This is a genomic window from Streptomyces sp. NPDC002232, from assembly GCF_042890295.1.
Lineage (GTDB): Bacteria > Actinomycetota > Actinomycetes > Streptomycetales > Streptomycetaceae > Streptomyces.
Genome location: NZ_JBIARV010000007.1, coordinates 173,732 through 198,019, shown reverse-complemented (window position 1 = coordinate 198,019; position 24,288 = coordinate 173,732). Strand labels below are relative to the sequence as shown.

Annotated in this window: 24 protein-coding genes; 4 read left to right on the top strand and 20 right to left on the bottom strand. The window is 70.8% G+C overall.

The window, feature by feature from the left end; genetic code table 11:
* Window positions 1-73 precede the first annotated feature (73 nt).
* The 9 genes from tatA to ACFYXU_RS32535 form a co-directional block, all read right to left on the bottom strand.
* A complete protein-coding gene (tatA, locus tag ACFYXU_RS32575; RefSeq protein WP_329855894.1) occupies window positions 74-364 on the bottom strand; it encodes a Sec-independent protein translocase subunit TatA in 291 nt (96 codons plus the stop codon).
* Between the two features lie 184 nt (window positions 365-548).
* Window positions 549-746 (bottom strand): hypothetical protein, encoded by a 198-nt coding sequence (locus tag ACFYXU_RS32570; RefSeq protein WP_329855893.1) that lies wholly within the window; start codon window positions 744-746, stop codon window positions 549-551.
* A gap of 210 nt (window positions 747-956) precedes the next feature.
* Window positions 957-1,220, bottom strand: a complete 264-nt coding sequence (locus ACFYXU_RS32565; protein ID WP_361393719.1) for a hypothetical protein — start codon at window positions 1,218-1,220, stop codon at window positions 957-959.
* 52 nt (window positions 1,221-1,272) lie between these two features.
* Window positions 1,273-2,226 carry a WYL domain-containing protein gene (locus tag ACFYXU_RS32560; RefSeq protein WP_329855890.1) on the bottom strand — a complete coding sequence of 318 codons (954 nt, stop codon included), beginning with the start codon at window positions 2,224-2,226 and terminating at the stop codon, window positions 1,273-1,275.
* Window positions 2,227-2,242: 16 nt separating this feature from the next.
* On the bottom strand, window positions 2,243-3,199 hold the full coding sequence (locus tag ACFYXU_RS32555; protein ID WP_376515383.1) for a helix-turn-helix transcriptional regulator: 957 nt from the start codon (window positions 3,197-3,199) through the stop codon (window positions 2,243-2,245).
* 123 nt (window positions 3,200-3,322) lie between these two features.
* Window positions 3,323-3,700: an FKBP-type peptidyl-prolyl cis-trans isomerase gene (locus ACFYXU_RS32550; RefSeq protein WP_376515380.1), complete on the bottom strand. Its 378-nt coding sequence runs from the start codon at window positions 3,698-3,700 to the stop codon at window positions 3,323-3,325.
* A gap of 58 nt (window positions 3,701-3,758) precedes the next feature.
* Window positions 3,759-4,700, bottom strand: a complete 942-nt coding sequence (locus ACFYXU_RS32545; RefSeq protein WP_329855886.1) for an FKBP-type peptidyl-prolyl cis-trans isomerase — start codon at window positions 4,698-4,700, stop codon at window positions 3,759-3,761.
* Window positions 4,701-4,817: 117 nt separating this feature from the next.
* The gene (pafA, locus tag ACFYXU_RS32540; RefSeq protein WP_189804522.1) at window positions 4,818-6,179 is read right to left on the bottom strand and encodes a Pup--protein ligase; all 1,362 of its coding nucleotides are present in this window, start codon (window positions 6,177-6,179) and stop codon (window positions 4,818-4,820) included.
* Window positions 6,180-6,248: 69 nt separating this feature from the next.
* Entirely contained in the window at window positions 6,249-7,520 is a 1,272-nt protein-coding gene (locus tag ACFYXU_RS32535) for an MFS transporter (protein WP_389461239.1), read from the bottom strand.
* Window positions 7,521-7,643: 123 nt separating this feature from the next.
* On the opposite strand from ACFYXU_RS32535, the gene ACFYXU_RS32530 reads away from it, so the two are divergent.
* Window positions 7,644-8,663 carry a LacI family DNA-binding transcriptional regulator gene (locus tag ACFYXU_RS32530; protein ID WP_361393716.1) on the top strand — a complete coding sequence of 340 codons (1,020 nt, stop codon included), beginning with the start codon at window positions 7,644-7,646 and terminating at the stop codon, window positions 8,661-8,663.
* A gap of 142 nt (window positions 8,664-8,805) precedes the next feature.
* Here ACFYXU_RS32530 and prcA read toward each other — a convergent pair whose 3' ends face one another.
* The 5 genes from prcA to arc form a co-directional block, all read right to left on the bottom strand.
* Window positions 8,806-9,558 carry a proteasome subunit alpha gene (gene prcA / locus ACFYXU_RS32525; RefSeq protein ID WP_329855880.1) on the bottom strand — a complete coding sequence of 251 codons (753 nt, stop codon included), beginning with the start codon at window positions 9,556-9,558 and terminating at the stop codon, window positions 8,806-8,808.
* Window positions 9,559-9,610: 52 nt separating this feature from the next.
* Complete coding sequence (gene prcB / locus ACFYXU_RS32520; RefSeq protein WP_376515372.1) at window positions 9,611-10,450, bottom strand: proteasome subunit beta; 840 nt, start codon at window positions 10,448-10,450, stop codon at window positions 9,611-9,613.
* Between the two features lie 159 nt (window positions 10,451-10,609).
* On the bottom strand, window positions 10,610-10,822 hold the full coding sequence (locus ACFYXU_RS32515) for a ubiquitin-like protein Pup (RefSeq protein ID WP_030315996.1): 213 nt from the start codon (window positions 10,820-10,822) through the stop codon (window positions 10,610-10,612).
* Between the two features lie 160 nt (window positions 10,823-10,982).
* Window positions 10,983-12,494, bottom strand: coding sequence for a depupylase/deamidase Dop (gene dop / locus ACFYXU_RS32510; protein ID WP_376515370.1), 1,512 nt, complete (start codon window positions 12,492-12,494; stop codon window positions 10,983-10,985).
* A gap of 192 nt (window positions 12,495-12,686) precedes the next feature.
* Window positions 12,687-14,453 carry a proteasome ATPase gene (arc, locus tag ACFYXU_RS32505; RefSeq protein WP_376515368.1) on the bottom strand — a complete coding sequence of 589 codons (1,767 nt, stop codon included), beginning with the start codon at window positions 14,451-14,453 and terminating at the stop codon, window positions 12,687-12,689.
* Between the two features lie 240 nt (window positions 14,454-14,693).
* Here arc and ACFYXU_RS32500 point away from each other — a divergent pair, with 240 nt between their 5' ends.
* Complete coding sequence (locus ACFYXU_RS32500) at window positions 14,694-15,005, top strand: ferredoxin (RefSeq protein ID WP_329855873.1); 312 nt, start codon at window positions 14,694-14,696, stop codon at window positions 15,003-15,005.
* A 4-nt stretch (window positions 15,006-15,009) separates the two neighbouring features.
* On the opposite strand, the gene ACFYXU_RS32495 is transcribed toward ACFYXU_RS32500, so the two are convergent.
* The 3 genes from ACFYXU_RS32495 to ACFYXU_RS32485 form a co-directional block, all read right to left on the bottom strand.
* Window positions 15,010-15,588 carry a hypothetical protein gene (locus ACFYXU_RS32495; protein ID WP_376515365.1) on the bottom strand — a complete coding sequence of 193 codons (579 nt, stop codon included), beginning with the start codon at window positions 15,586-15,588 and terminating at the stop codon, window positions 15,010-15,012.
* Window positions 15,589-15,834: 246 nt separating this feature from the next.
* Window positions 15,835-16,722 carry a tRNA (adenine-N1)-methyltransferase gene (locus ACFYXU_RS32490; RefSeq protein ID WP_015032448.1) on the bottom strand — a complete coding sequence of 296 codons (888 nt, stop codon included), beginning with the start codon at window positions 16,720-16,722 and terminating at the stop codon, window positions 15,835-15,837.
* 18 nt (window positions 16,723-16,740) lie between these two features.
* Window positions 16,741-17,874: a site-2 protease family protein gene (locus ACFYXU_RS32485; protein ID WP_376517734.1), complete on the bottom strand. Its 1,134-nt coding sequence runs from the start codon at window positions 17,872-17,874 to the stop codon at window positions 16,741-16,743.
* Between the two features lie 181 nt (window positions 17,875-18,055).
* Between ACFYXU_RS32485 and ACFYXU_RS32480 the strand changes: the two genes are divergently transcribed.
* Together ACFYXU_RS32480 and ACFYXU_RS32475 are read left to right on the top strand one after the other, a co-directional pair.
* The gene (locus ACFYXU_RS32480) at window positions 18,056-18,958 is read left to right on the top strand and encodes a RecB family exonuclease (RefSeq protein WP_361393712.1); all 903 of its coding nucleotides are present in this window, start codon (window positions 18,056-18,058) and stop codon (window positions 18,956-18,958) included.
* Window positions 18,959-19,016: 58 nt separating this feature from the next.
* Complete coding sequence (locus ACFYXU_RS32475; RefSeq protein ID WP_329855866.1) at window positions 19,017-19,694, top strand: response regulator transcription factor; 678 nt, start codon at window positions 19,017-19,019, stop codon at window positions 19,692-19,694.
* Between the two features lie 77 nt (window positions 19,695-19,771).
* Here the strand turns inward: ACFYXU_RS32475 and ACFYXU_RS32470 are convergent, their stop codons facing one another.
* The 3 genes from ACFYXU_RS32470 to ACFYXU_RS32460 form a co-directional block, all read right to left on the bottom strand.
* Window positions 19,772-21,352, bottom strand: a complete 1,581-nt coding sequence (locus tag ACFYXU_RS32470; RefSeq protein WP_376515671.1) for an ABC transporter substrate-binding protein — start codon at window positions 21,350-21,352, stop codon at window positions 19,772-19,774.
* Window positions 21,353-21,418: 66 nt separating this feature from the next.
* A complete protein-coding gene (locus ACFYXU_RS32465; protein WP_376515673.1) occupies window positions 21,419-23,008 on the bottom strand; it encodes an ABC transporter substrate-binding protein in 1,590 nt (529 codons plus the stop codon).
* Between the two features lie 472 nt (window positions 23,009-23,480).
* Window positions 23,481-24,179 (bottom strand): HAD family phosphatase, encoded by a 699-nt coding sequence (locus tag ACFYXU_RS32460; protein ID WP_329855861.1) that lies wholly within the window; start codon window positions 24,177-24,179, stop codon window positions 23,481-23,483.
* Between the last annotated feature and the right edge of the window lie 109 nt (window positions 24,180-24,288).

Below are 24,288 nucleotides of genomic sequence, written 5' to 3'. Positions count from 1 at the left end.
GCAGACTTGGGCAACCCACGTCCTCATCTCGTGCGGCAGCCGCCGCACGGTGCGACGGCCGCGGCGGACCGGGTCAGCGCTTGGTGGTGTCCGACGGCTCGGTCACGGGACGCGCGCTGGTCACGTCGCCGGGAGCGGCCTGGATGGTGCGCGGGGCGGGCTCCGGCGTGGCGGGGTGCGGCGGGTCGGCGGGGGCGGGGGCGGCGACCGGCTGGTCGTCCGACTTCATCGCCTTGGCCTCGCTCTTGAGGATGCGGGCCGACTTGCCCAGCGAGCGGGCCATGTCGGGAAGCTTCTTGGCGCCGAACAGGAGAATGACGACGACGAGAATGAGAATGATCTCGGTGGGGCCGAGCCTACCCATAGCTGTTTACCTTCTTCACCGAGGCGACATGGAGTGCGTGCCCGGCGGGTCGGACATGCGTCCGGCCACCGCGCTGCCTGCGATCGTAACCCGCAGGAGTAAACGCGGGGCAATGCCCGTGCATACTCCCGATTGCGTCCCGCGGGCCCCGGACGGGGCCCTCATTGCAGCGTACGGCACTGCTTCAGCGAAGCGACTCACCGGTCCGGGCCAGGTCGGCGGCGGCGGTTTCGAGGTCTTCCGCGGCCCGCTGGATCCGCTCCGAGGTGCGGGCCACCTGGCGGCCGAGCCGCTGGACCTCCAGGAAGACCCGGACGGCGAGGACGCCGAGGACGGCGAGGCCGAGGAAGCCGAGGGCGATGGCGAGCATGGGCCAGAACATGTGCTGAGCCTAGACGCTGGGCGGGTGCGGCTCGCTCCGACGGTGGTGCGCGGGCGCGGGGTCCGCACCCCAGGGGCGTTCAGGCGGTGGTGCGCGGGCGCGGGGTCCGCACTCCAGGGTCGCTCAGACCGTGGCGTGCAGGATCGGGGTCCGCGCCCCAGGGCCGCTCAGACAGTGGCATGCGGGCGCGGAGTCCGCGCCCAGAGCCGTTCAGACCGTGGTGTGCAGGCGCAGGGTCCGCACCCCGCCGCCGGTCAGGAGCTCGACGATGCGCTCCCCGGCGGGCTTGCGGACGGAGCTGCCGCACTCGGGGCAGGTGAAGGAGTAGAAGGTGGTGCGGCGGCTCGCCCCGATGGCCAGGCGCAGGGCGCCGGCGGAGAGCTCGAAGCGCGAGCGGCAGTCGGGGCAGGCGGCCTTGAAGAGGACCGGGGCCATGGACGCCGCAAAACCGTGCATCACGGACATCTCCCTCATCTCTCTCGACTCTCGCGTCACGTCGGTCACAGCGTCTCCGGAGCGGGGAACGTCACACGCCCTCGTACGCGGCGAGCGCGGCGGCCGCGGCCGTCCGCGCGCTGTCGGCCAGCTCCGCCGGCGCGACGATCCGTCCGTCGCTGCCGAGCCGCAGCGCCAGCCTGCGCAGCGAGGCGGGGTCCGGCGTCCGCAGCGTGATCCGCAGCCCGCCGTCCGCCAGCTCCTCGGCCCGGTCGTGCGGGTAGTACTCGGCGACCCAGCGGCCCCCGGGGCCCACCTCGACCACGACCTCCGGGTCGTCGGCCGACGGCTGGACCAGGCCCTCGGACAGGTCGCGCAGCTCCAGCTCCGGCGGCGCCGCGTGCTCGTCGAGGATCCGGATCTCGGCGACCCGGTCGAGCCGGAAGGTGCGGCGCGCCTCGGAGAGCCGGCACCACGCCTCCATGTAGGTGTGACCGACGGCGAAGAGCCGGATCGGGTCGACCTCGCGCTCGGTGAGCTCGTCGCGCGCTGGCGAGTAGTACCGCACCCACAGCCGCCTGCGCTCGGAGATGGCCCGGTCGACCTCGGCGAAGACCCCGCCCTCGGACTCGAAGGTCACCGAGAGCCGGGCGCTGGCCCCGGCGGCCTCGCCGGCCGCCGCCTCCAGCTTCGCGGTGGCGCGCAGCAGGGCGTCCCGGTCGCTCTCCCGGAGCCCCGGCAGGGTGGCGACGGCCCGGGCGGCGACGAGCAGCGCGGTGGCCTCGTCCGCGGCGAGCCGCAGCGGCTCGGCCACGTCGTCCGGGTTGTGCCACCAGATCCGGTCGCCGTCGGTGTCGATGTCGAGCAGGTCGCCGCCCCGGAAGCTGGTGCCGCACATGGGCAGCACGTCCAGGTCGGAGATCAGCTCGTCCTCGGTGATCCCGAAGGCACGCGCCACGTCGGCGACGTGCGCGCCGGGGCGCTCACGGAGATAGGTGACGAGGGAGAGCATCCGCCTCGTCTGGTCGATCGCGTTGGCAGCCATGCGGTACGTCTCCCCCTCAGCCCTTGGCGACGGCGCGCAGCCGCTCCACCACGTCGGCCCGCAGATCGGCCGGTTCCAGTACGACGACGTCGGGGCCGAACTCGACGAGCCAGGCGTCGAGCCCGTGCCCGTACGGGATCTCCAGCTCGTCCCAGCCGTCGGCGCCCCCGGTCACGGCCCGGGCACGGGCGCGCAGCGGGTAGCCGCAGCCGGCGCGCAGCCGGATCCGCGCGGAGCGGGTGGCGGTCTCGCCGGCCCAGCTCTCGACGGTCTCCCGGACGGTCGAGACGTCGGGGACGGGCGCGGTGAAGGCGCCGGCCCGCGAGCGGACCTTTCCGGTGATGCGGGAGAGCCGGAAGACGCGCTCGGCGCCCCGGTCCCGGTCCCAGCCGGCCAGGTACCAGTGGCCGCGCCAGCATTCGAGGGTCCAGGGCTCGACCTGCCGGGTCTCCGGCCGCGCGGCGTTGGCCTTGCGGTAGTCGAAGACGACGGGCCGGCGGTCCCGGCAGGCCAGCATGAGGGGCTCGAAGGCGGTCTCGTGGACGGGGATGCGCGGTTCGAGGGCGCTCGGCTGGGTCTCGTACGAGTCCTCCGCCTCGGGCATGCCGGCGGCGCGGAGCTTCTGGAGGGCGCCGCTCGCGGCGCCGGCGAGCCGGGCCTGCTGCCACACCTTGGCGGCGAGGCCGAGCGCGGCGGCCTCCTCGGCGTCGAGGGTGATCGGCGGCAGCCGGTTGGAGTCGCGGCGGGCGAGGTAACCGGTCTCGCCCTCCAGGTTCTCGACCGTCTCGATCACCAGGCCGAGCTCGCGGAGATCGTCCTTGTCCCTTTCGAACATGCGGTTGAAGGCGTCGTCACCGCTGGCCTCGAGGTACGCCTCGATGGAGCCGCGGAGCTCCCGCTTGCTCAGCGGGCGACGCGTCCCGAGCAGGCACAGCGCGAGATTCATCAGCCGCTCGGACTTGGCAATCGCCATCGACGCCCCGCACCCCTTCGCCGGTTGCACTTCTCGACGTCCGACCGTACCGCCCCGGGGTGTCGGGACCAAAGCCGAGGGCCCCCGCCGTCTCACGGCGGGGGCCCTCGGCTCGGGCGGACGTCAGCCCTTCACGCCCACGAGGTCGCAGACGAAGATCAGCGTCTCGCCGGGGGCGATCGCGCTGCCGGCGCCGCGGTCGCCGTAGGCGAGGTGCGCGGGGATGATCAGCTGGCGGCGCCCGCCGACCTTCATGCCCTGGACGCCCTGGTCCCAGCCCGCGATGACCTGGCCGACGCCGAGCTTGAACTCGAGCGCGCTGCCGCGGTTCCAGGAGGCGTCGAACTCCTCGCCGGTGGAGAAGGCCACACCCACGTAGTGGACCTGCACGAACTGGCCGGCCGTGGCGACCTCGCCGTCGCCTTCCCAGAGGTCCTTGATCTCCAGGTCCTTCGGCGGCTCGCCACCCGGGAAGTCGATCTCGGGCTTCTCGATGCTCACTGAACTGCTCCTCATACCGATGAACCGCGCGACGGTGGGACGCGCGAACGGGACAGTCTTACATCTTCGTCAGGATGTCCACGGCGAAGACGAGGGTGGAGTTCTTCGGAATCCCCTGCTGCTCCTTGTCGCCGAAGGCCTCGGACGGCGGGGCGACGATCAGGACGCGGCTGCCGACCTTCTTGCCGACGAGACCGTCCTTGAGGCCCTTCAGCGTCAGCTGCGGCAGCGGGAAGTTGGCGGGCTTGCCCGCGGTGTACGTCGAGTCGAAGACCTTGCCGTCCTTCCACAGGGCGGCGACGTAGTTCACGACGACCGTGTCGGTGGCCTTGACGGCCTCGCCCTTGGACTCCAGGACGTAGTTGGACACGAGCTTGGTCGGCGGGTCCGTCTTCGGGACCGTCAGCGAGGGGGCCTTGCCGTCGGTGTTCGTCCCGACGACCGGCAGGTCCTTGTTGTCCTGGGCGACCGGGGTGCCCGTGGCGGACTTGGGGATCGTGACGGCCTTGAGGATGTCGACGACGAAGACGAGGGTCGCGTTCGGCTTGATGCTGGGCGGCGAACCCGCCTCGCCGTAACCGAGCTCCGGCGGGATGCCGATCTCGATGCGGCTGCCGACCTTCTGCCCCTCCAGGCCCTGGTCCCAGCCCTTGATGACCTGACCGGCGCCCAGCGTCACGTCGAAGGGCTGACCGCGGTCGAAGCTGTTGTCGAAGGGGGTGGTGGAGTCCCAGGCCTGACCCAGGTAGTTCACCTGGAGCGCGTCGCCCTTCTTCGTCACCGGGCCCTTGCCCTCGCTGATGACGTTGACCTTGAGTTCCTTGGGCGGGTCGCCCTCACCCTTGGCGAGGGTCGGCTTCTCCCCGAACTTCTGCCCCGCGGTGATGGAGGGCAGTCCGTTCGTCATCGAGGCGGAATCGGAGCCCTTGTCGTCGCTGCCGCACGCCGCTGTGGAGAGCAGCAGCAGTGGGACGACGAGAAGGCCGGCAAGTCGGCGCACGTGTTCCTCAGATCTCAGACGGCACAGTAGTGGTGCCGACACTCTAGGCGCTCCTCCTCTCACGTCGAGGGCCCCGCACGCCGAACGTGCGGGGCCCTGCCGACCGATACGACCTGCCTACATTCCGGCGATCAGCTTTTCCACCCGGTCGTCGACGGAGCGGAACGGGTCCTTGCACAACACCGTCCGCTGCGCCTGGTCATTGAGCTTGAGGTGGACCCAGTCGACGGTGAAGTCCCGCCGCTGCTCCTGCGCGCGGCGGATGAAGTCGCCGCGCAGCCGGGCCCGAGTGGTCTGCGGGGGCACCGACTTGCCCTCGAAGATCTTCAGGTCGTTGCAGATGCGGGCGGCCTGTCCGTTCTTCTGGAGCAGGTAGTACAGCCCGCGACGACGGTGGATGTCGTGGTAGGCGAGGTCTATCTGCGCGACCCTCGGGTTCGACATGGTCATGTTGTGCTTGGCCCGGTAGCGCTCGATGAGCCGGTGCTTCATGACCCAGTCGATCTCGGTCTCGATGCGGTCGAGCCGCTCGCTCTCGATCGCGTCGAGCGTGCGGCCCCACAGCTCCAGGACCTGGGCGACCGTGCCGGAGCGGATGCCGCGCCGGTCGACGAAGTCCACGGCCTTCTCGTAGTACTCGCGCTGGACCTCCAGGGCGGAGGCCTCCCGGCCGCTGGCGAGGCGGACCTTGCGCTGGCCGGTGATGTCGTGGCTGACCTCGCGGATCGCCCGGATGGGGTTCTCCAGCGTGAGGTCGCGCATGACCGTGCCCGCCTCGATCATGCGCAGCACCAGGTCGGTGGCGCCGACCTTGAGCAGCATGGTCGTCTCGGACATGTTCGAGTCGCCGACGATGACGTGCAGCCTGCGGTAGCGCTCGGCGTCCGCGTGCGGCTCGTCCCGGGTGTTGATGATGGGGCGCGAGCGGGTGGTGGCCGAGCTGACACCCTCCCAGATGTGCTCGGCACGCTGGGAGACGCAGTAGACCGCGCCGCGCGGGGTCTGGAGGACCTTTCCCGCGCCGCAGATCAGCTGCCGCGTCACGAGGAAGGGAATGAGGATGTCCGCGAGCCGGGAGAACTCTCCGTGGCGGGCGACGAGATAGTTCTCGTGGCAGCCGTAGGAGTTTCCGGCCGAGTCGGTGTTGTTCTTGAAGAGGTAGACGTCGCCCGCGATTCCCTCCTCGTGCAGGCGGCGTTCGGCGTCGACGAGCAGGCCCTCGAGAATGCGCTCGCCGGCCTTGTCGTGGGTGACCAGTTCGGTCACGTTGTCGCATTCCGGTGTGGCGTATTCCGGATGCGAACCCACGTCGAGGTACAGGCGGGCGCCGTTCCGCAGGAAGACATTGCTGCTGCGGCCCCATGACACGACACGGCGGAAGAGGTAGCGCGCCACTTCGTCAGGAGACAGCCGGCGCTGTCCCCTGAACGTGCACGTGACGCCGTACTCGTTCTCCAGCCCGAAAATGCGGCGGTCCATGTCTGAACATTACGCCTGACGGCGTGCGCTGAAACCGGGTTGGACGTTCCCGTTTCGATCATTTTCCGATCAGTGCGTGTTCTTTTCGGTGTGTACGGCGGTGGGGACCGGCTCTCCCCCGGCGTGTCGCACGACGCCACCGGCCGCGACCGGGGCGGCGAGGACCCGTCCGGTGGCGAGCAGGACGAGGAGCGCGACGAGGCCGCCGCCCCCGGCCACCGCGAACCCGGCGACCGTTCCGGCCAGTTCGATCGCGGGGCCCGCGACGGCGGAGCCCAGGGCCGCGCCGACGCCGAAGGTGGTGACGAGCCAGGAGAAGGCCTCCGTGACCGTGCCGCGCGGGGCGTGCCGGTCGACCACGATGAACGCGCAGGCGAGGACGGGGGCGAGGAAGACGCCGGACAGCACCGCGAGGGCCGTCATGGCGACGGGGCCGGGGGTGAGCGTCAGCGGCAGGTAGCAGACCGCGAGGAGGGCCACCAGGACCCTCAGCCGCCGCTCGGGCTCCCCGGCCCACTGCCGGGCGCCGTAGGCGACGCCGCCGACGAGCGCGCCGAGGCCGAGCGCGGCCATCAGCCAGCCGTACACGGACGGGGTGCCCCGGTCGTCGGCGTACGCGACGGCGGCCACCGTGATGGAGCCCAGGGCGAGCCCGACGAAGAAGAACGAGCCGAGGAGGGCGAGCAGCCCGCGCGAGCGCAGGGCGCCCAACCAGTGCGCCTCGCGGGTGGCGGAGCGCCAGATGCGGGAGGGCTCGGAGAGGACGACCGCGAGGGCGCCCAGGACCCCCAGCACGTTGATGACGACGAGGGCGGCGGCGGGCGAGCGCAGCGCGACCAGAAGCGTCACCAGGAGCGGGCCCACGGTGAACATCACCTCCTGGGCGACGGCGTCCAGGGCGTACGCCCGGTGGACCCGGTCCTCGCGGCCGAGGACGCTCGGCCACAGGGCGCGCAGGCCGCCCTCCAGCGGCGGGGTGAAGAGCCCGGCGAGCACGACGGCGGCGTAGGCCAGGCCGAGGTGTCCGATGCCGGTGAGGGCGAACAGGGCCATGCCGAGGGCGGAGAGGACGGCGGCGGGCAGCTGGACGCGGGGCTGGCCCTTGAGGTCGACGGCACGGCCGAGGAGCGGCTGCCCGACGGCGTTCGCGACGCCGTAGGCCGCGATGAGGCCGCCGGCCAGCGTGTAGCTGCCGCCCTGGTCCCGGACGAAGAGGGTCATCGCGACGGGGCCGGTGCCGTTGGGCAGGCGCCCGACCAGCGTTCCGGCGAGCAGCCGGGCGGCGTGCGGCGCCCGGAGTATGTCGAGATAGCCGCCGCGTGCCGTGGCCTCGGTGGCCATGTCGGTCTCCCCTCCGCCCCGGAAGAACCGAGGTTTTACGTATAACTTCCTGCGTCATACGTACCATGTCGACAGCGCGCGGGTCCACCCCGCACCCCGGAACCGTCCGACGCGGAGGCATGTGTGCAGACCCCGGAACCGATCGGCTCCGCCCGCCCCACCAGCCGGGACGTGGCCCGGGCCGCGGGGGTCTCCCAGGCCACCGTCTCCCTGGTCCTCGGCGACAAGTGGCGCGGCCGCGTCTCCGAGCGCACCGCCGGGACCGTCCGCGAGGCCGCGTCCGAACTCGGCTACCGGCCCAACCTCGCCGCCCGCAACCTGCGGCTGGGACGGACCCGGACGGCCCTGCTCGTCGTCCCGGCCCTCACCAACGAGTTCTTCGCCCACGTCTACACCGGCGCCGCCGCCGCGGCGGCGGAACACGGCTTCGGCGTCGTCCTCTACCCCTCCCCCGACGGCCTCGGGCCCGCCCGCGACCCCTTCGCCTCGGCCCAGGCCGCGCTCGACGGCGTGATCGCCTCCTCGATGGCGACCGACGCCCTACGGGCCTTCAGGGGCGGCGACCTCCCGCTGGTCATGCTCGACAGCGACCCGGCGGGCTCCGGCGCCGCCGCCCACGTCAACCTCGACGTCGCCGACGGCATGCGCCGCGTCACCGGCCACCTGCTCGGCCTCGGCCACCGCCGCTTCCTGCACCTGGCCTCGGCGGCCCCGTCCTGGACCTTCGACGTCCGCGCCGAGGTGCTCGCGCACGCCCTGCGGGACGCCGAGGTGCGCACCGTGCGCTCACCGCTGAACGTCGCGGACGCCTGGGAGGCCGCGCGCACCGCCCTCGCCGCCCCCGGGCCCCGGCCCACCGCCGTGATCTGCGACGACGACATCCTCGCGGTCGGCGTCTGCAAGGCCGCGCGCCGGCTCGGCCTGCGGGTCCCCGAGGACCTCTCCGTCACCGGCTTCGACGACATGGCCCTGGCCACCGTCGTCGAACCCGAACTGACCACGGTGCGGCTCCCCGCCGAGGAGTTCGGCCGGCGGGGCATGGAGGCGCTCCTGGCCGTCCTCGCGGGCGAACGCCCCGAGCCGGTCGCCCTGCCCGTCTCCCTCGTCCCCCGCGGCTCCTCGGGGCCCGCACCGGCCGTCTGAGCACCGCTTGCGCCGGGAGGGCCCCAGGTACTCCAGAAGCTGCCAGGTGCGCCGGGAAGGGCCCCGATATGCCTGAGACACCAGGTACGCCGGGAGGGGCCCAGGTCCAGGCGGACCGGGGCCCCTCCGGGCACCGCCTCGACTACTCCTCCGGAGCCTCGTCCGAGGGCTCGTCGGTCTTCGCCGCGGCCGCGTTGTCCGCCTCCAGGAGGCGGGACAGCTGACGGCCGAGGATCCGCTTGAACTTGCGCTGCTGCGGTCGCGTACGGTCCAGGACCGCCACCTCCAGGCGCTCCGCGGGGATCTCCCGCTCGGTGCCGTTGGTGTCCCGCGACAGCGCCTGCACGGCCAGCTTCAGCGCCTCGGCCAGGGACATGCCGTCCCGGTGCCGCTGGTCCAGGAAGGAGCTGATCTGCTCCGCGTTCCCGCCGACCGCGACCGAGCCGTGCTCGTCCACGATCGAGCCGTCGTGCGGCAGCCGGTAGATCTGGTCGCCCTCCGGCTCGGAACCGACCTCGGCGACGACCAGCTCCACCTCGTACGGCTTCTCCCCCGCGCTGGAGAAGATCGTGCCCAGCGTCTGGGCGTAGACGTTGGCCAGGCCGCGCGCGGTGACGTCGTCCCGGTCGTAGGTGTAGCCCCGAAGGTCGGCGTAGCGCACCCCGCCGATGCGGAGGTTCTCGTACTCGTTGTACTTGCCGGCGGCCGCGAAGCCGATCCGGTCGTAGATCTCGCTGAACTTGTGCAGGGCACGGGACGGGTTCTCACCGACGAAGACGATGCCGTCGGTGTACTGGAGGACGACCAGGCTGCGGCCGCGGGCGATGCCCTTGCGGGCGTACTCGGCCCGGTCCGCCATGGCCTGCTGAGGTGAGACATAGAACGGCGTGGACACCGGCTACCGTCCCTTTCTTCCGGTCTGAAGGGCTGCTGCGGGCGACGAACGGTCAGAGGAGGGCGGCGCGCGGCCCGTCGGGCTGCTCCAGACGCCGCTCGGTGACCGACCGGGCCAGCTCGGAGGACTCCGCCTCGGTGAGCCGGCGGAAGCCCTCGTCGGTGATGACGGTGACGATCGGGAAGATCCGGCGGGCCATGTCGGGACCACCGGTCGCCGAGTCGTCGTCCGCCGCGTCGTAGAGCGCCTGCACCACCAGCGTGGTGGCCTGCTGCTCGGTGAGGTCCGCGCGGTACAGCTTCTTCATCGAGCCGCGCGCGAAGATCGAGCCGGAGCCGGTGGCGGCGAAGCCGTGCTCCTCGGAGCGGCCGCCGGTCACGTCGTACGAGAAGATCCGGCCCTTCTCCTTGCCCTCGTCCCAGCCCGCGAAGAGCGGCACGACGGCGAGCCCCTGCATGGCCATGCCCAGGTTGCCCCGGATCATGGTGGAGAGACGGTTCGCCTTGCCCTCCAGGGAGAGCGTCGCGCCCTCCACCTTCTCGAAGTGCTCCAGCTCCAGCTGGAACAGCTTGACCATCTCCACGGCGAGGCCGGCGGTGCCGGCGATGCCGACCGCGGAGTACTCGTCGGCCGGGAACACCTTCTCGATGTCCCGCTGCGCGATCATGTTCCCCATGGTCGCCCGCCGGTCACCGGCGAGCACGACCCCGCCGGGGAACGTGGCGGCCACGATGGTGGTGCCGTGCGGCGCCTCGACGATCCCCTCCGGCAGCTTCCGGTGCCCCGGGAGCAGGTCGGGCGAGTGATCGGCCAGGAAGTCCATGAAGGAGGACGATCCCGGCGTCAGGAAGGCCGCCGGCAGACGCCCGGTGCTACGAGGGTTGGCTTCCACGCGATTCCTTCCGGGTGGGAGATTCGGACCGCCGTGGGACGCGCGGGCCGATCTTGCTTGCTGTGCACGGACCTTACCCGTGCCACCGCTTGTCATCCGTCCCCGGACCCGCGGCTTTCTCCGGGGCTCCGGGGACGGAGGACGACAGGCGCGGTGCGGCTACTCGCCGCCCTTCTGCACGAACGACCGCACGAAGTCCTCGGCGTTCTCCTCGAGGACGTCGTCGATCTCGTCCAGGACGGAGTCCACGTCGTCGCTCAGCTTCTCCTGGCGCTCCTGGAGGTCGGAGCTCGCCTCCGTGGTGGTCTCCTCGACCTCCTCCGTGGATCGCGTCGCCTTCTGCTGTCCGCCGCCGGTGTCCTTGGTCGCCATATCCCTCACCCCGCTCGAATCGGCCCGCTCGGTTGAGTCCGTACAAGATCAGACCCTATAGGTCGGGTCCGATTTCGGCCCCGCAGTTTCCACAACGCCCGGGCACTGTTTCCATGATTCCCAGTGCCGGGGCATTTCAGGCCCGTGCCGGGCCCCCGGTTCAGCCGCCGGACAGCACGCGGACCAGTTCCTCGGCGGTCCGGCAGCGGTCCAACAGCGATTTCACGTGCGCCTTGGTGCCGCGCAGCGGCTCCAGGGTCGGGACCCGCTGGAGGGAGTCCCTGCCGGGCAGGTCGAAGATCACCGAGTCCCAGGAGGCCGCAGCGACGTCGTCGGCGTACTGCTCCAGGCAGCGGCCCCGGAAGTAGGCCCTGGTGTCCTCCGGGGGCGCCGTCTCGGCCCGTACCACCTCGGCCTCGTCCAGGAGCCGCTTCATGCGCCCGCGGGCCACCAGGCGGTTGTAGAGGCCCTTGTCGGGGCGTACGTCCGCGTACTGGAGGTCCACCAGGTGCAGCCGGGCCGCGTCCCAGTCCAGGCCGTCGCGGCGCCGGTAGCCCTCCATGAGCTCCCGCTTGGCGACCCAGTCCAGCTCGCCGGCGAGGCTCATCGGGTCGGTCTCCAGGCGCCCCAGGGTGTCCTCCCAGCGCGCGAGGACGTCCATGGTCTGCTCGTCCGCGTCCGCGCCGTACCGCTCCTCCACGTACTTCCTGGCCAGCTCGAAGTACTCCATCTGGAGCTGGACCGCGGTGAGCGTCCGGCCGCTGCGGAGCGTGATCAGGTACTGGAGGGTCGGGTCGTGCGAGACCTGGTGCAGGGTGCGCACCGGCTGGTCGACGGCGAGGTCGACGGTGATGAAGCCGTCCTCGATCATGGACAGGACGAGGGCGGTGGTGCCGAGCTTGAGGTAGGTGGAGATCTCCGAGAGGTTCGCGTCGCCGATGATCACGTGCAGGCGGCGGTACTTCTCGGCGTCGGCGTGCGGCTCGTCCCGGGTGTTGATGATGGGCCGCTTGAGGGTGGTCTCCAGACCCACCTCGACCTCGAAGTAGTCGGCGCGCTGGCTGAGCTGGAAGCCGTCCTCGCGGCCGTCCTGGCCGATGCCGACCCGTCCCGCGCCGGTGACGACCTGGCGGGAGACGAAGAAGGGGGTGAGGTGGCGCACGATGTCCGAGAAGGGGGTCTCCCGCTTCATCAGGTAGTTCTCGTGCGTGCCGTAGGAGGCGCCCTTGTTGTCGGTGTTGTTCTTGTAGAGGTGGATGGGCTGGGCCCCGGGGAGCTGGGCGGCGCGCTCGGCCGCCTCGGCCATGATCCGTTCGCCGGCCTTGTCCCAGAGGACGGCGTCCCGCGGGTTGGTGACCTCGGGGGCGCTGTACTCGGGGTGGGCGTGGTCCACGTAGAGCCGGGCCCCGTTGGTGAGGATGACGTTGGCCAGGCCGATGTCCTCGTCGGTGAGCTGGCTGGAGTCGGCCACCTCGCGGGCGAGGTCGAAGCCGCGGGCGTCCCGCAGCGGGTTCTCCTCCTCGAAGTCCCAGCGGGCGCGGCGCGCCCGGTGCATCGCCGCCGCGTAGGCGTTGACGATCTGGGACGAGGTGAGCATGGCATTGGCGTTCGGGTGTCCGGGGACGGAGATCCCGTACTCCGTCTCGATGCCCATTACTCGCCGTACGGTCATGCGGCCCTCCTTGCCCGGCGGTCGCTCACTGTGCGCGACTCGGCGGGTACCGATGAGCCTAGAGCGGCTCCGCGCTGGTGGGGAGATCAGTTGCAGTATTTCCCTGTTTCCCCGTGCTGCCGGGGGAAATGCGGGACGGAATGCGTCGGCTGCGGATGCCCGGTTTCCGGGCATCCGCAGCCGGTGGGCGTTTTACAGGTACTGACCGGTATTGGCCACCGTGTCGATGGAGCGTCCGGTGTCCGCGCCCTGCTTTCCGGTGACGAGCGTGCGGATGAAGACGATCCGCTCGCCCTTCTTTCCGGAGATCCGGGCCCAGTCGTCGGGGTTGGTGGTGTTGGGCAGGTCCTCGTTCTCCTTGAACTCGTCCACGCACGCCTGGAGGAGGTGGGAGACCCGGATGCCCTTCTGGTTGTGGTCGAGGAAGGCCTTGATGGCCATCTTCTTGGCCCGGTCGACGATGTTCTGGATCATCGCGCCGGAGTTGAAGTCCTTGAAGTAGAGGACTTCCTTGTCACCGTTCGCGTACGTCACTTCGAGGAAGCGGTTCTCCTCGGATTCCGCGTACATCTGCTCGACGACGGACTGGATCATTCCGTGCGCGGCGGCGGCCTTCGAGCCGCTGTGCTCGGAGATGTCGTCCGTGTGGAGCGGCAGGGTGGCCGTCAGGTACTTGGCGAAGATGTCCTTCGCCGCCTCCGCGTCCGGACGCTCGATCTTGATCTTGACGTCGAGCCGGCCGGGCCGCAGGATCGCGGGGTCGATCATGTCCTCGCGGTTGGAGGCGCCGATGACGATGACGTTCTCCAGGCCCTCCACACCGTCGATCTCGGCGAGCAGCTGGGGGACGATGGTGTTCTCCACGTCCGAGCTGACACCGGATCCGCGGGTGCGGAAGAGGGATTCCATCTCGTCGAAGAAGACGATGACGGGGGTGCCCTCGCTCGCCTTCTCCCTCGCACGCTGGAAGACGAGGCGGATGTGCCGCTCGGTCTCGCCGACGTACTTGTTGAGGAGCTCGGGGCCCTTGATGTTGAGGAAGTAGGACTTCCCCGCGGGCCGGCCGGTCACCTCGGCGACCTTCTTGGCCAGGGAATTGGCCACGGCCTTCGCGATCAGCGTCTTTCCGCAACCGGGCGGGCCGTAGAGCAGGATGCCCTTGGGCGGACGCAGTTCGTGCTCCTTGAAGAGGTCCGGGTGGAGGTACGGAAGCTCGACCGCGTCGCGGATCAGCTCGATCTGGTTGCCCAGACCGCCGATCTTCTCGTAGTCGACGTCCGGGACCTCTTCCAGAACGAGCTCCTCGACCTCGCTCTTGGGGACCACCTCGTAGACGTAGCCGGACCTGGAGTCGAGCAGCAGGGCGTCGCCGGCGCGGATGGTGACGTCCAGCAGAGGCTCGGCGAGCCTCACCACCCGCTCCTCGTCGGTGTGCCCCACCACCAGGGCGCGCTCGCCGTCCTCGAGGATCTCCTTGAGGGTGACGATGTCCCCGGCGCGCTCGAACTCCATGGCCTCGACCACGTTGAGCGCTTCGTTGAGCATGACTTCCTGGCCGCGCTTGAGCTCTTCGAGCTCGATGCTCGGGCTGACGTTCACCCGGAGCTTGCGGCCCCCGGTGAAGATGTCGCACGTGCCGTCCTCGTTGGCCTGCAGGAAGACACCGAAGCCGGCCGGCGGCTGTGCGAGCCGGTCGACCTCCTCCTTGAGGGCCACGATCTGGTCGCGGGCCTCACGGAGCGTGTTCGCCAGACGTTCGTTCTGCGCGGACACGCCGGCCAGGTTGGTCTGCAGCTCGACGATCCGCTCTTCGAGAATCCTCGTGTGGCGCGGAGAGTCGGCGAGCTTGCGGCGCAGGACGGCGATTTCCTGCTCGAGATAGGCAACCTGACCGGCGGGGTCTTCAGACCCTCGCCCCGGCCGGATGCCGCGGTTGATGTCGTCGTCGTGGGCTGCCACGGTCCTCACCTCCTCCAAGGGGAGCTGGACGCTTCCTGACCCTACCTGCGTGGGTGGTGATTGAAACCCCTAGATCAAAAAGACTCCGGGGTGTGTCCGATCTTCACCCTTGCGCTTCCCCTCTCGCCAGGGGAATACCCACCCTTCACCGTCTGAAAGCGGGCGGTTGTATCGTCGTCTTTGGTCAACACCCGTCAGAGGTGGCCCGACTTATCGCGCGAAGCAGAAACGGCAGGAGATATGACCGTGCAGCACGAGGACCCGGCGACGGGTGCCGAGGAGGCGCTCGAGGTCTGGATCGACCAGGACCTGTGCACCGGGGACGGGATCTGCGCGCAGTACGCTCCCGAGGTCTTCGAGCTCGACATCGACGGACTCGCTTATGTGAAGAGCGCCGACGACGAGCTCCTCCAGGACGCGGGGGCCACCACGCCGGTGCCGCTGCCGCTACTCCAGGACGTGGTGGACTCCGCGAAGGAGTGCCCGGGCGACTGCATCCATGTGCGCAGGGTCGCGGACCGGGTCGAGGTGTACGGCCCCGACGCCGACTGAGGGCTCAGACGCCGCGGGCGTCGGCCTGGCCGGCGCGGACGAAGGCGCCGCTCTGCCAGCGCCAGCTGACCTGCTCCTTCTCGTCGGGGCAGCAGCTGGGCACGTCCGGGGACGAGTAGCCGAGCAGGGTGGCGCGCACGGCCCCGTCGCGTACGGCGAGCTCCGTGACGCTCCGGTGCTCGTCGGGCGCCACGAGCGTCGCGACCACGCGCGCGGGGGTGCCCGCCTCCCGGCCGCGGGTCAGGACGTAGACGCCGCTCGGGGGCGTGCCGGAGCCGGCTTCGCAGTGCACGACCGCAACGGTCTCGGGGTTCCGGTCGCCGTCGAGGTCCCCGGTGGCCCGCTGGGCGACCGTACGGGCGCCTCCCCCGCAGTCCAGCGGATAGGCGGCTCCGGCGGCCTCGGGCGCGGGTGCCGGGCGCGGGGCGGCGGCCGGGGCGGCCGAGGCTCCCGCGGGGCCGGGCTGGAGCAGTCCGGCCAGGGCGACGACCGCGGCCGTCGCGGTGGCGGTGGCCAGCCAGTGGGACGGCCGGGCGAAGGTGTGGGCGAGGTCCGCGAGGTCCGGGGCGGCGGAGGGCTGCACGCGCGACGTCTCCTGTGGGGTGGTGCGGCGGGGTTCCCGGCATCGTGCCACACGTCACAGGGGGACGGAACAGCCGGGTCGTCGGCGGCCTCGGCCCGTCCTCCGCCGCCGGCCCCCTCGCGCACGGCACCGGGACCACTCCGGCCGGGCCCCGGCGTGCGCTCCGGGGCGAACATGAGGACGCCGCCGTCGAGTTCCCGGCGTGGACCGGGAACTCGACGGCGGCGTGCTGTGAATGTCGGGACGTCAGCCCTTGTTGGGGCCCTCGTAGTCCTCGCCGTAGGCGCCCTTGGCGGGGCGGCGGCGGCGCATCGGGGGCTCGACGCCGTCGGCGAGGCGACGGGCGGTGACGAGGAAGCCGGTGTGGCCGATCATGCGGTGATCGGGCCGGACGGCGAGGCCCTCGACGTGCCAGTTGCGGATCATGGACTCCCACGGCTGCGGCTCGGCGTAGCAGCCGAACTCGCGGATGGACTCCACGGTGCGGGCGAGCTGGGTGGTGGTGGCCACGTAGCAGCAGAGGATGCCGCCGGGGACCAGGGCCTTGGAGACGGCCTCCAGGCACTCCCAGGGCGCGAGCATGTCCAGGATGACGCGGTCGACGTCGGTGTCGGACAGGTTGTCCTGGAGGTCGCCGACGGTCAGCTGCCACGCGGGGTGGGGTCCGCCGAAGTAGCGCTCGACGTTGCCCTTCGCGATCTCGGCGAAGTCCTCGCGGCGCTCGTAGGAGTGCAGCATGCCGCTGTCTCCGATGGCGCGCAGGAGGAAGCTGCTCAGCGATCCCGAGCCCACTCCGGCTTCCACGACGCGGGCGCCGGGGAAGATGTCGGCGAAGGCCAGGATCTGCCCCGCGTCCTTGGGGTAGACCACGGCTGCGCCGCGGGGCATGGACAGGACGTAGTCGGGGAGCAGGGGGCGCAGCGCGAGGTAGGCGACGTTTCCGGTGGTACGGACAACGCTGCCCTCGGGGGCGCCGATCAGTTCGTCGTGCGGGAAAGAACCCTTGTGGGTGTGGAAGTTCTTTCCCTCTTCGAGCGTGAACGTGTAGTGACGGCCCTTGGGGTCGGTCAGCTGAACCTGGTCCCCGACCTTGAAGGGCCCGCGTCGGCGGGCGGCACCGGTCGGTTCGGACATGTGACCAGAGTACCGGGGTTACGCGGACGGTCGTGCCATGGCCTGGACGAAGGCGCGCTCGACGTCCGTGGTGGCGAGGACGCCGTAGATGGCGCCGGTCTCCTCGACGACGAGGTACTCGGTGGCCGGGCTGGCCCGGAGGTGGTCCAGGAGGGGCTGGCCGGTGAGTTCGGCGGGGACCCGCATGCCCTCGGTGAGGTCCTGGGCGAGGGTGCTGACGGCGACCCAGGGGCGGCGGTGCTGCGGCACGGCGGCGATGGCGGTCTCGCGGACGATGCCGGTGGGTTCGCCGGTGGCGTCGACGACGACGAGGGCGCGGGCGCCCGCCTCGTTCGCGCGGCGCAGGGCCTCGGAGAGCGGGGTGGCGGGTTCGACGGGGATGGCGCGGCGGGTGAGGGCGCGGGCGCGGAGCTCGGGGAGGTGCTCGCGGAGGCGGGCCATGCGGAGGCTGTTGCCGGCGCCGGTCCAGATGATCGCGGCGAGGATCGCGGCGAGGAGGGCGTCGGTGACGGTCTCGAAGCCGCCGATGTCGTCGGTGGAGTTGCCGAGGAAGCCGGTGCGGGTGAGCAGGGGCAGGCCGACGAGGACGAGGACGGCGAGGGCGCGGCCGACCCAGGCGGCGGCGACGGTGCCGCTCATCGGGTTGCCGGTGATCTTCCAGACGACGGCGCGGAGCATGCGGCCGCCGTCGAGGGGGAGGCCGGGGAGCAGGTTGAAGACCGCGACGATCAGGTTGGAGATCATCAGGCCGGCGAGGAGGACGCCGGGGACGGTGCCCGGTTCGACGGCGTAGAGGGAGAGGTAGAACAGGCCGGCGAGGACGAGGGAGAGCAGGGGGCCGACGAAGGCGAGGACGAACTCGCGGCCGGGGGTCTCGCTCTCCTTCTCGATCTCGGACACGCCGCCGAAGAACTGGAGCTGGATGCGGCGCACCGGGAGCTTGAAGCGGAGCGCGGCGATGGTGTGGGCCAGTTCGTGGACGAGCACGGAGGCGTAGAAGGCGATGGCGAAGAAGAGGGAGACGAGATAGCGGGCGGCGCCGAGCTCGGGCAGGACGCGCTCGATCTGGTCGCCGAAGACCCAGGTGATGAGGGCGGCGACGAGGAACCAGCTGGGGGCGACGTAGACGGGCACGCCGAAGGGCCGTCCCATGAGGATCCCGCCGCCGGGCTCCTCGGTCCGCTGCGGCTTGGGCTCGTCGTGGTTCACGGGTTCCTCTCGTCGCGTGGTGTGACCCCGCGTCGGTGCGTCACGGTTCGATCATGCAGTGCGACGGGGTCCCAGGTCGATGGTATGCCGCTGGTTGTCCGTGGCGGGTCGTAGGGTCTTCGTCATGAGTACGAGCGAGCAGGTGCCGTCGGAGCCGCGGGCGCCCATGTCGTTGTCGCCGTCGCGGGCGAGCGATTTCATGCAGTGTCCGCTGCTGTACCGGTTCCGGGTGATCGACCGGCTGCCGGAGCGGCCGAGCCCGGCGGCGACGCGGGGGACGCTGGTGCACGCGGTCCTGGAGCGGCTCTTCGACGATCCCGCGGCGGAGCGGACGGCGCCCCGGGCGCGGTCGATGGTTCCGGGCCAGTGGGACCGGCTCCTGGAGTCGAAGCCGGAGCTGGGCGAGCTGTTCGCGGAGGATCCGGGCGGGGAGCGTCTCGCGGGGTGGCTGGGCGAGGCGGAGTCGCTGGTCGAGCGGTGGTTCACGCTGGAGGACCCGACGCGCCTGGAGCCGGCCGAGCGCGAGCTGTTCGTGGAGACGGAGCTGGATTCGGGGCTGCGGCTGCGCGGGGTGATCGACCGGGTGGACGTGGCGCCCTCGGGCGAGGTGCGGATCGTCGACTACAAGACGGGGAAGGCGCCGCGGCCCGAGTACCGGGACGGCGCGCTGTTCCAGATGACGTTCTACGCGCTGGTGGTGTGGCGGCTGAAGGGGGTGATCCCGCGGCGGCTCCAGCTGGTGTACCTGGGCAGCGGGGAGGTGCTGACGTACGACCCGGTGGAGGCGGACCTGCTGCGGGTGGAGCGGAAGCTGCACGCGCTGTGGGACGCGATCCGGCTGGCGACGGAGTCGGGTGACTGGCGGCCGCGGCCGACGAAGCTGTGCGGTTGGTGCGACCATCAGGCGGTCTGTCCCGAGTTCGGGGGGACTCCCCCGGTCTATCCGCTGAAGATCGTTTCCGCGCGCCCGCCGGAGTCGGGTGAATCCGGGCAGGGCAGAATGGACCCGGCCCAGCCGTCTTCCTGAGCACGGCCCGCACCCTGGCGGGCCTCCCGCGTGAGCTCAGCACCGTGAAGGAGCCCTTGTGACGATCCGCGTCCTGTTGGTCGACGATCAGCCGCTGCTGCGGACCGGCTTCCGGATGATCCTGGAGGCGGAGCAGGACATCGCGGTGGTGGGCGAGGCCGGGGACGGTCTGCAGGCGCAGGAGCAGGTGCGGGCGCTCCAGCCGGACGTGGTCCTGATGGACATCCGGATGCCGCGGATGGACGGGGTGGAGGCGACCCGCCAGATCACCGGTCCGGGGCGGGACGGTCCGGCGAAGGTGCTGGTGCTGACGACCTTCGACCTGGACGAGTACGTGGTGGAGGCGCTGCGGGCGGGGGCCAGCGGCTTCCTCCTGAAGGACGCCCCGGCGAACGAGCTGGTGCAGGCGATCCGGGTGGTGGCCGCCGGTGAGGCGATGCTGGCGCCGTCGATCACGCGCCGGCTGCTGGACAAGTACTCGGCGCACCTGCCGACGGGCGAGGAGCAGGTCCCGGACACGCTGAACACCCTGACCGACCGTGAGGTGGAGGTGCTGAAGCTGGTGGCGCGGGGCCTGTCGAACGCGGAGATCGCGGCGGACCTGTTCGTGAGCGAGACGACGGTGAAGACCCATGTGGGGCACGTGCTGACGAAGCTGAGCCTGCGGGACCGGGTCCAGGCGGCGGTGTACGCGTACGAGAGCGGTCTGGTGCGGCCGGGGGCCGGCGGCCAGTAGCCACGGGGACGACGTCGTCGACGCGGGAGGGCCCGGTGCGCGGGGTGCGCACCGGGCCCTCCTGTGTCGACGGGGCGTCAGCCCTTGCGGATCTCCCAGAAGCGGAAGACGGTCGACGCGTCGAGGGTCCATTCCAGACCGGTGACGTCGTCGCGGGCGACGGCGTACTGCTTACCCTGCCAGAGCGGGAGGAGCGGGAGCTCGTCGGCGACGAGGTCCTGGAGGCGGCCGTACTCGTCGGTGGTGGCGGCGCGGTCGGCCGCGGCGGCGGTCTTCGGCAGGAGGGTGCCGGTGATGGTGCGGTTCTCGTAGTGGTTGCCGAGGACGTTGCCCTCGCCGAAGAAGGGGCCGGTGAAGTTGTCGGCGTCCGGGTAGTCGGGGACCCAGCCCTTGACGTAGACGCCGTACTTGCCGGCGGCGATGTCCTTCTCGTACTGGTCGTAGGCGACGGACTTCACGTCGGCGTCGAACAGGCCGCTCGCGTTGAGCTGCTCGGCGATGGCCTTGAGCTCCTGGTCGGTGGACGGGCCGTAGCGGCTGGGCGTGGACCAGAGGGTCAGCTTGACCTTGCCGGTGATGCCCGCGTCGCGGAGGGCCTTCTTGGCCTTGGCCGGGTCGGGGGCGCCGTAGGTGTCGTAGAAGGCCGTGTTGTGTCCGGCGATGCCGGCCGGGACGATCGAGTAGAGCGGGGTGGCCGTCGACTTGTAGACGTTCTCGACGAGGGCCTCGCGGTCGACGAGGTGGGCGATGGCCTTGCGGACGCCGAGCTTGCCGGCGACCGGGTCCTTCATGTTGAAGACGAGGTGCTGGACCTCGGCGCTGCTGCCCTGGATGACCTCGATGCCCTTGTCGGCGGTGGTGGAGGAGTTCTCCAGGGCGGCGATGTCGCCGGCGGAGAGGCCTCGGTAGGCGACGTCGATGTCGCCGTCGGTGAAGGCCTTGGAGAGGGCGGCGCGGTCACCCCGGTAGAGCTTGAGGGTGACCGCGCCGTTCTTGGGCTTGGCGTCGCCCTTGTAGCCGGGGTTGGCCGAGAAGGTGGCCTCGGTGTCGCTGAAGGAGTCCAGCTTGTAGGGGCCGGAGCCGGTGGCCTTGCCGTCGGTGCGGAGCGCGTCGGCGGGGTAGTCCCGGTGGTCGACGATGGAGCCGGCGCCGGAGGCGATCTTGCTGGGGAAGGTGGCGTCCGGGACCTTCAGGCGGAAGACGACGGTCTTCTCGTCCGGGGTCTCGATGGTGTCGATGGTCGAGAGGAGCGGCGCCGGGCCGGCGGGGTCGGCGATCTTGAGGGCGCGCTCGAAGGAGAACTTGACGTCCTCGGAGGTGAGCTTGTTGCCGTTGGAGAAGGTGAGGCCGTCGCGCAGGGTGCAGGTGTAGACCTTGCTGCCCGTGGCGAACTCGCACTTCTCGGCGGCTTCGGGCTGCGGCTCGGCGCCGCCCTTGGGGAAGGCGAGGAGGGACTGGAAGACGTTGTTGAACAGCAGCCAGGAGCCGGGGTCGTAACCGGCCGCCGGGTCGGTGGCGAGGATCTCGTCGGACATGCCGACGCGTATGCCGCCTCCGGAGTCCCCGGAGCCGCCCTGCTCGGTGCCGCAGCCGCTGAGGAGGGCGGCGGACAGGCCCGCGGCGAGCGGGGCCGTCAGCCACTTGTTGTGTGCCTTCACAGAACTTGCCTCTTGATCTCTTGCAGGCCGGCCGCGCAGGGGCGCGCGGCCGGGACGACGAAGGGGTCAGGCGGTGCCGCGGCCCAGCTCCCACAGCAGCAGGTCGGAGGAGGTGTTGAGCGCGTACTCGACCCCGTTGAGGTCGTCGCGGGCGGCGACGTACTGCTTGCCCTGCCACAGCGGCAGGACGGGGACGTCCTCGGCGACGATCTTCTGGATCTGCGCGTAGACGGGGCTCGCGGCGTTGCGGTCGGCCTGGCGGCGCGAACGCGGGATGAGCTTCTCGCGGACGGTCTTGTTCACGTACGGGGTGTTCAGGAAGTTGTCGCTGTCCAGGAAGGGCGCGATGTAGTTGTCCGGGTCCGGGTAGTCCGGGAACCAGCCGAGGCCGTAGACGGCGTAGTCGCCGCGCTTCTGGGCCGTGCGGAAGGTGGACCACTCGGCGCCCTTGACGGAGGCGTCGAAGAGCTCGCTGGCGACGAGCTGCTTCTTGAGCGCCTCGAACTCCTGGGCGGTCTCGGCGCCGTAGTGGTCGGTGGTGTAGTTGAGGGTCACCTTGACCGGCGTCTTGATGCCCGCGTCCTTGAGGATCTTGGCGGCGCGGGCGGTGTCGGGCTCGCCGTACTCGTCGAAGAAGGGGGTGGCGTGACCGGTGATGCTGGAGGGGATCAGCGAGTAGAGCGGCTCGGCGGTGGGGCCGTAGACGAGGTTCACGAGCGCGCCCCGGTCGACGACGGCGGCCATGGCCTGGCGCACGGCCTTCTCCTGGACGGAGGGGGCCTTGGTGTTGAAGCCGAGGTAGCGGATCTCCAGGCCGGGCACCTCGGTGACGCGGATGCCGTCCTTGGGCGTCTCGGTGAGGTCCTTGATCTGCCTCTGCGACAGGGAGCGGGCCATCATGTCGATGTCGTCGCCCTCCAGCGCCTTGCCCATGGTCTCGGCGTCGGCGTAGGGGCGCAGCTCGACCTTGTCGTTGCGCAGGGTGATGTCGCCCTTGTAGGCCGGGTTCTTGGTGAAGACGAAGCGGGTGGCCTTGTCGCCCTCGCGCTCGACCTTCAGGGTGTACGGGCCGGAGCCGTCGACGTCGAAGCCGTCGCGGAGCTTGTCGGCGGCGTACTTGTCCTTGCTGAGGATGCCGGCGACGGGCGTGGAGAGCTTGTACGGGAAGGTGGCGTCGGGGGTCTTCAGGTGGAAGACGATCCCGTTGGTGCCCTGGGTCTCGACGGTGTCGATGTTCGAGAGGAGGGCGGCCGTGCCGTTGTCCGACTTGATCTTCAGCACGCGCTCGACGGAGTACTTGACGTCCTCGGCGGTGATCGGGGTGCCGTCGGCGAAGGTGAGTCCGGCGCGGAGCGTGCAGCGGTAGCTCTCGCTGGCCTTGTCGGAGAACGCGCAGCTCTCGGCGGCCTCGGGGACGGGCTCGCCGCCGCCGCGGGGCACGTGCAGCAGGGTCTGGACGGTCTGGCGCAGGATGTTCCAGGCGCCGGTGTCGTACGCGTAGGCCGGGTCGAGCGGGGCGGGGGCGTCCTGCGTGGCGATGAACTGGTCCGTGGTGCCGACGGCGATCGCTCTGGCGTCCTCGCCCCCGCCGCAGGCGGCGAGCAGAGGAGCGAGCAGTCCGGCCACGGCCGGCAGCACCAGGGTCTTGCGGTTCATCAGGGACGATCTCCTCATCCGGCACTGGGGTACAGCGGTCAGGGGAACTCCGCCGCGGCCGCCCGGTCGGGGCGGGAGCGATCGGGCCGGGTGTTGCGATCGGTCCTGTGTTCACGGCGACTTGGGTGTGCGCCGGTGCACGCGGTTATGCGGCGAAGTACTCGCGAAAGATTAGTGGGCGGCGCCGGTAATGCCGGACCACGGGCGGCCGTGGGGGTAATCGCACAGTGATCATGGATGCGGCGGGGTCGATAGTCATGCGCCGGAGGATGCGGAAGGACCCGAGCGAATCGGGACACATGGGAGCGCCGAAAGGGGCGCTTTTCGGTCACCGGACGAGGACAGGCCACCCCCCGTCGAGCACTCTGGGTGACCAAGGTCACGTGGAGGGCTTATCGGGGAATGGCCTGTCCGTTTTCCCGGCTCTCCCCGGCGCGAAAGCGCATTCCGCCGGGGGAAGCTCAGAGAATGCTCAGATTCCGGTGATCAGCGTACGCAGGAAGGGCACGTCGACCTCTTCGAGGGAGCGCACGACGACCCGGCCCGGCGAGGGCGCGATCGGGGCGACGGAGGGGACCGCGACGACCCGGCAGCCGGCCGCCTCGGCGGACGCGACCCCGGTCGCGGTGTCCTCGATGACGGCGCAGAGCGCCGGGTCGGCCCCGACGCCCTGGGCGGCCGTCAGGTACGGCTCGGGGTGCGGCTTGGTGCGGCCGACCTCGTCCCCGGCGACGGTGAGCGTGAAGCGGTCGCGGCCGAGCGAGGCGAGGACCCGGTCGATGATCCGGCGGTGCGAGGCGGAGACCAGGGCGGTGGGGATGGAGTGCCGTGCCAGCTCGGCGAGGAGCCGCTCGGCGCCGGGCATGAGGGGGACGCCCCGCCCGATGCGCTGCTCGAACTTCTCGTTGAGCAGGACGGTCAGCTCGTCGAGGGTGACGTCGGCGCCGGTGGACTCGATGAGGTAGCCCGCGCTGCGGGTCATCGGGCCGCCGACGACGATGTCCCGCCAGGCCTCGTCCAGCCGGTGCCCGAGGTCGGCGAAGACCTCGACCTCGGCGTCCCACCAGAACCCCTCCGTGTCGACGAGGGTCCCGTCCATGTCGAGGAAGACCGCCTGCAGGGCGGAGCTGCCGTTCGTACGGAACAGGGACGCGGGGACCGTACTGGTCATCGGCACACCTCCACGGAGGGACGAGAAGGCCGGCCCCCTCCCCGGTACGGGGAGGAAGACCGGCCTGCACTGGACCGACCAGTGTACGTCGCGATCACCGGAAAGGCGC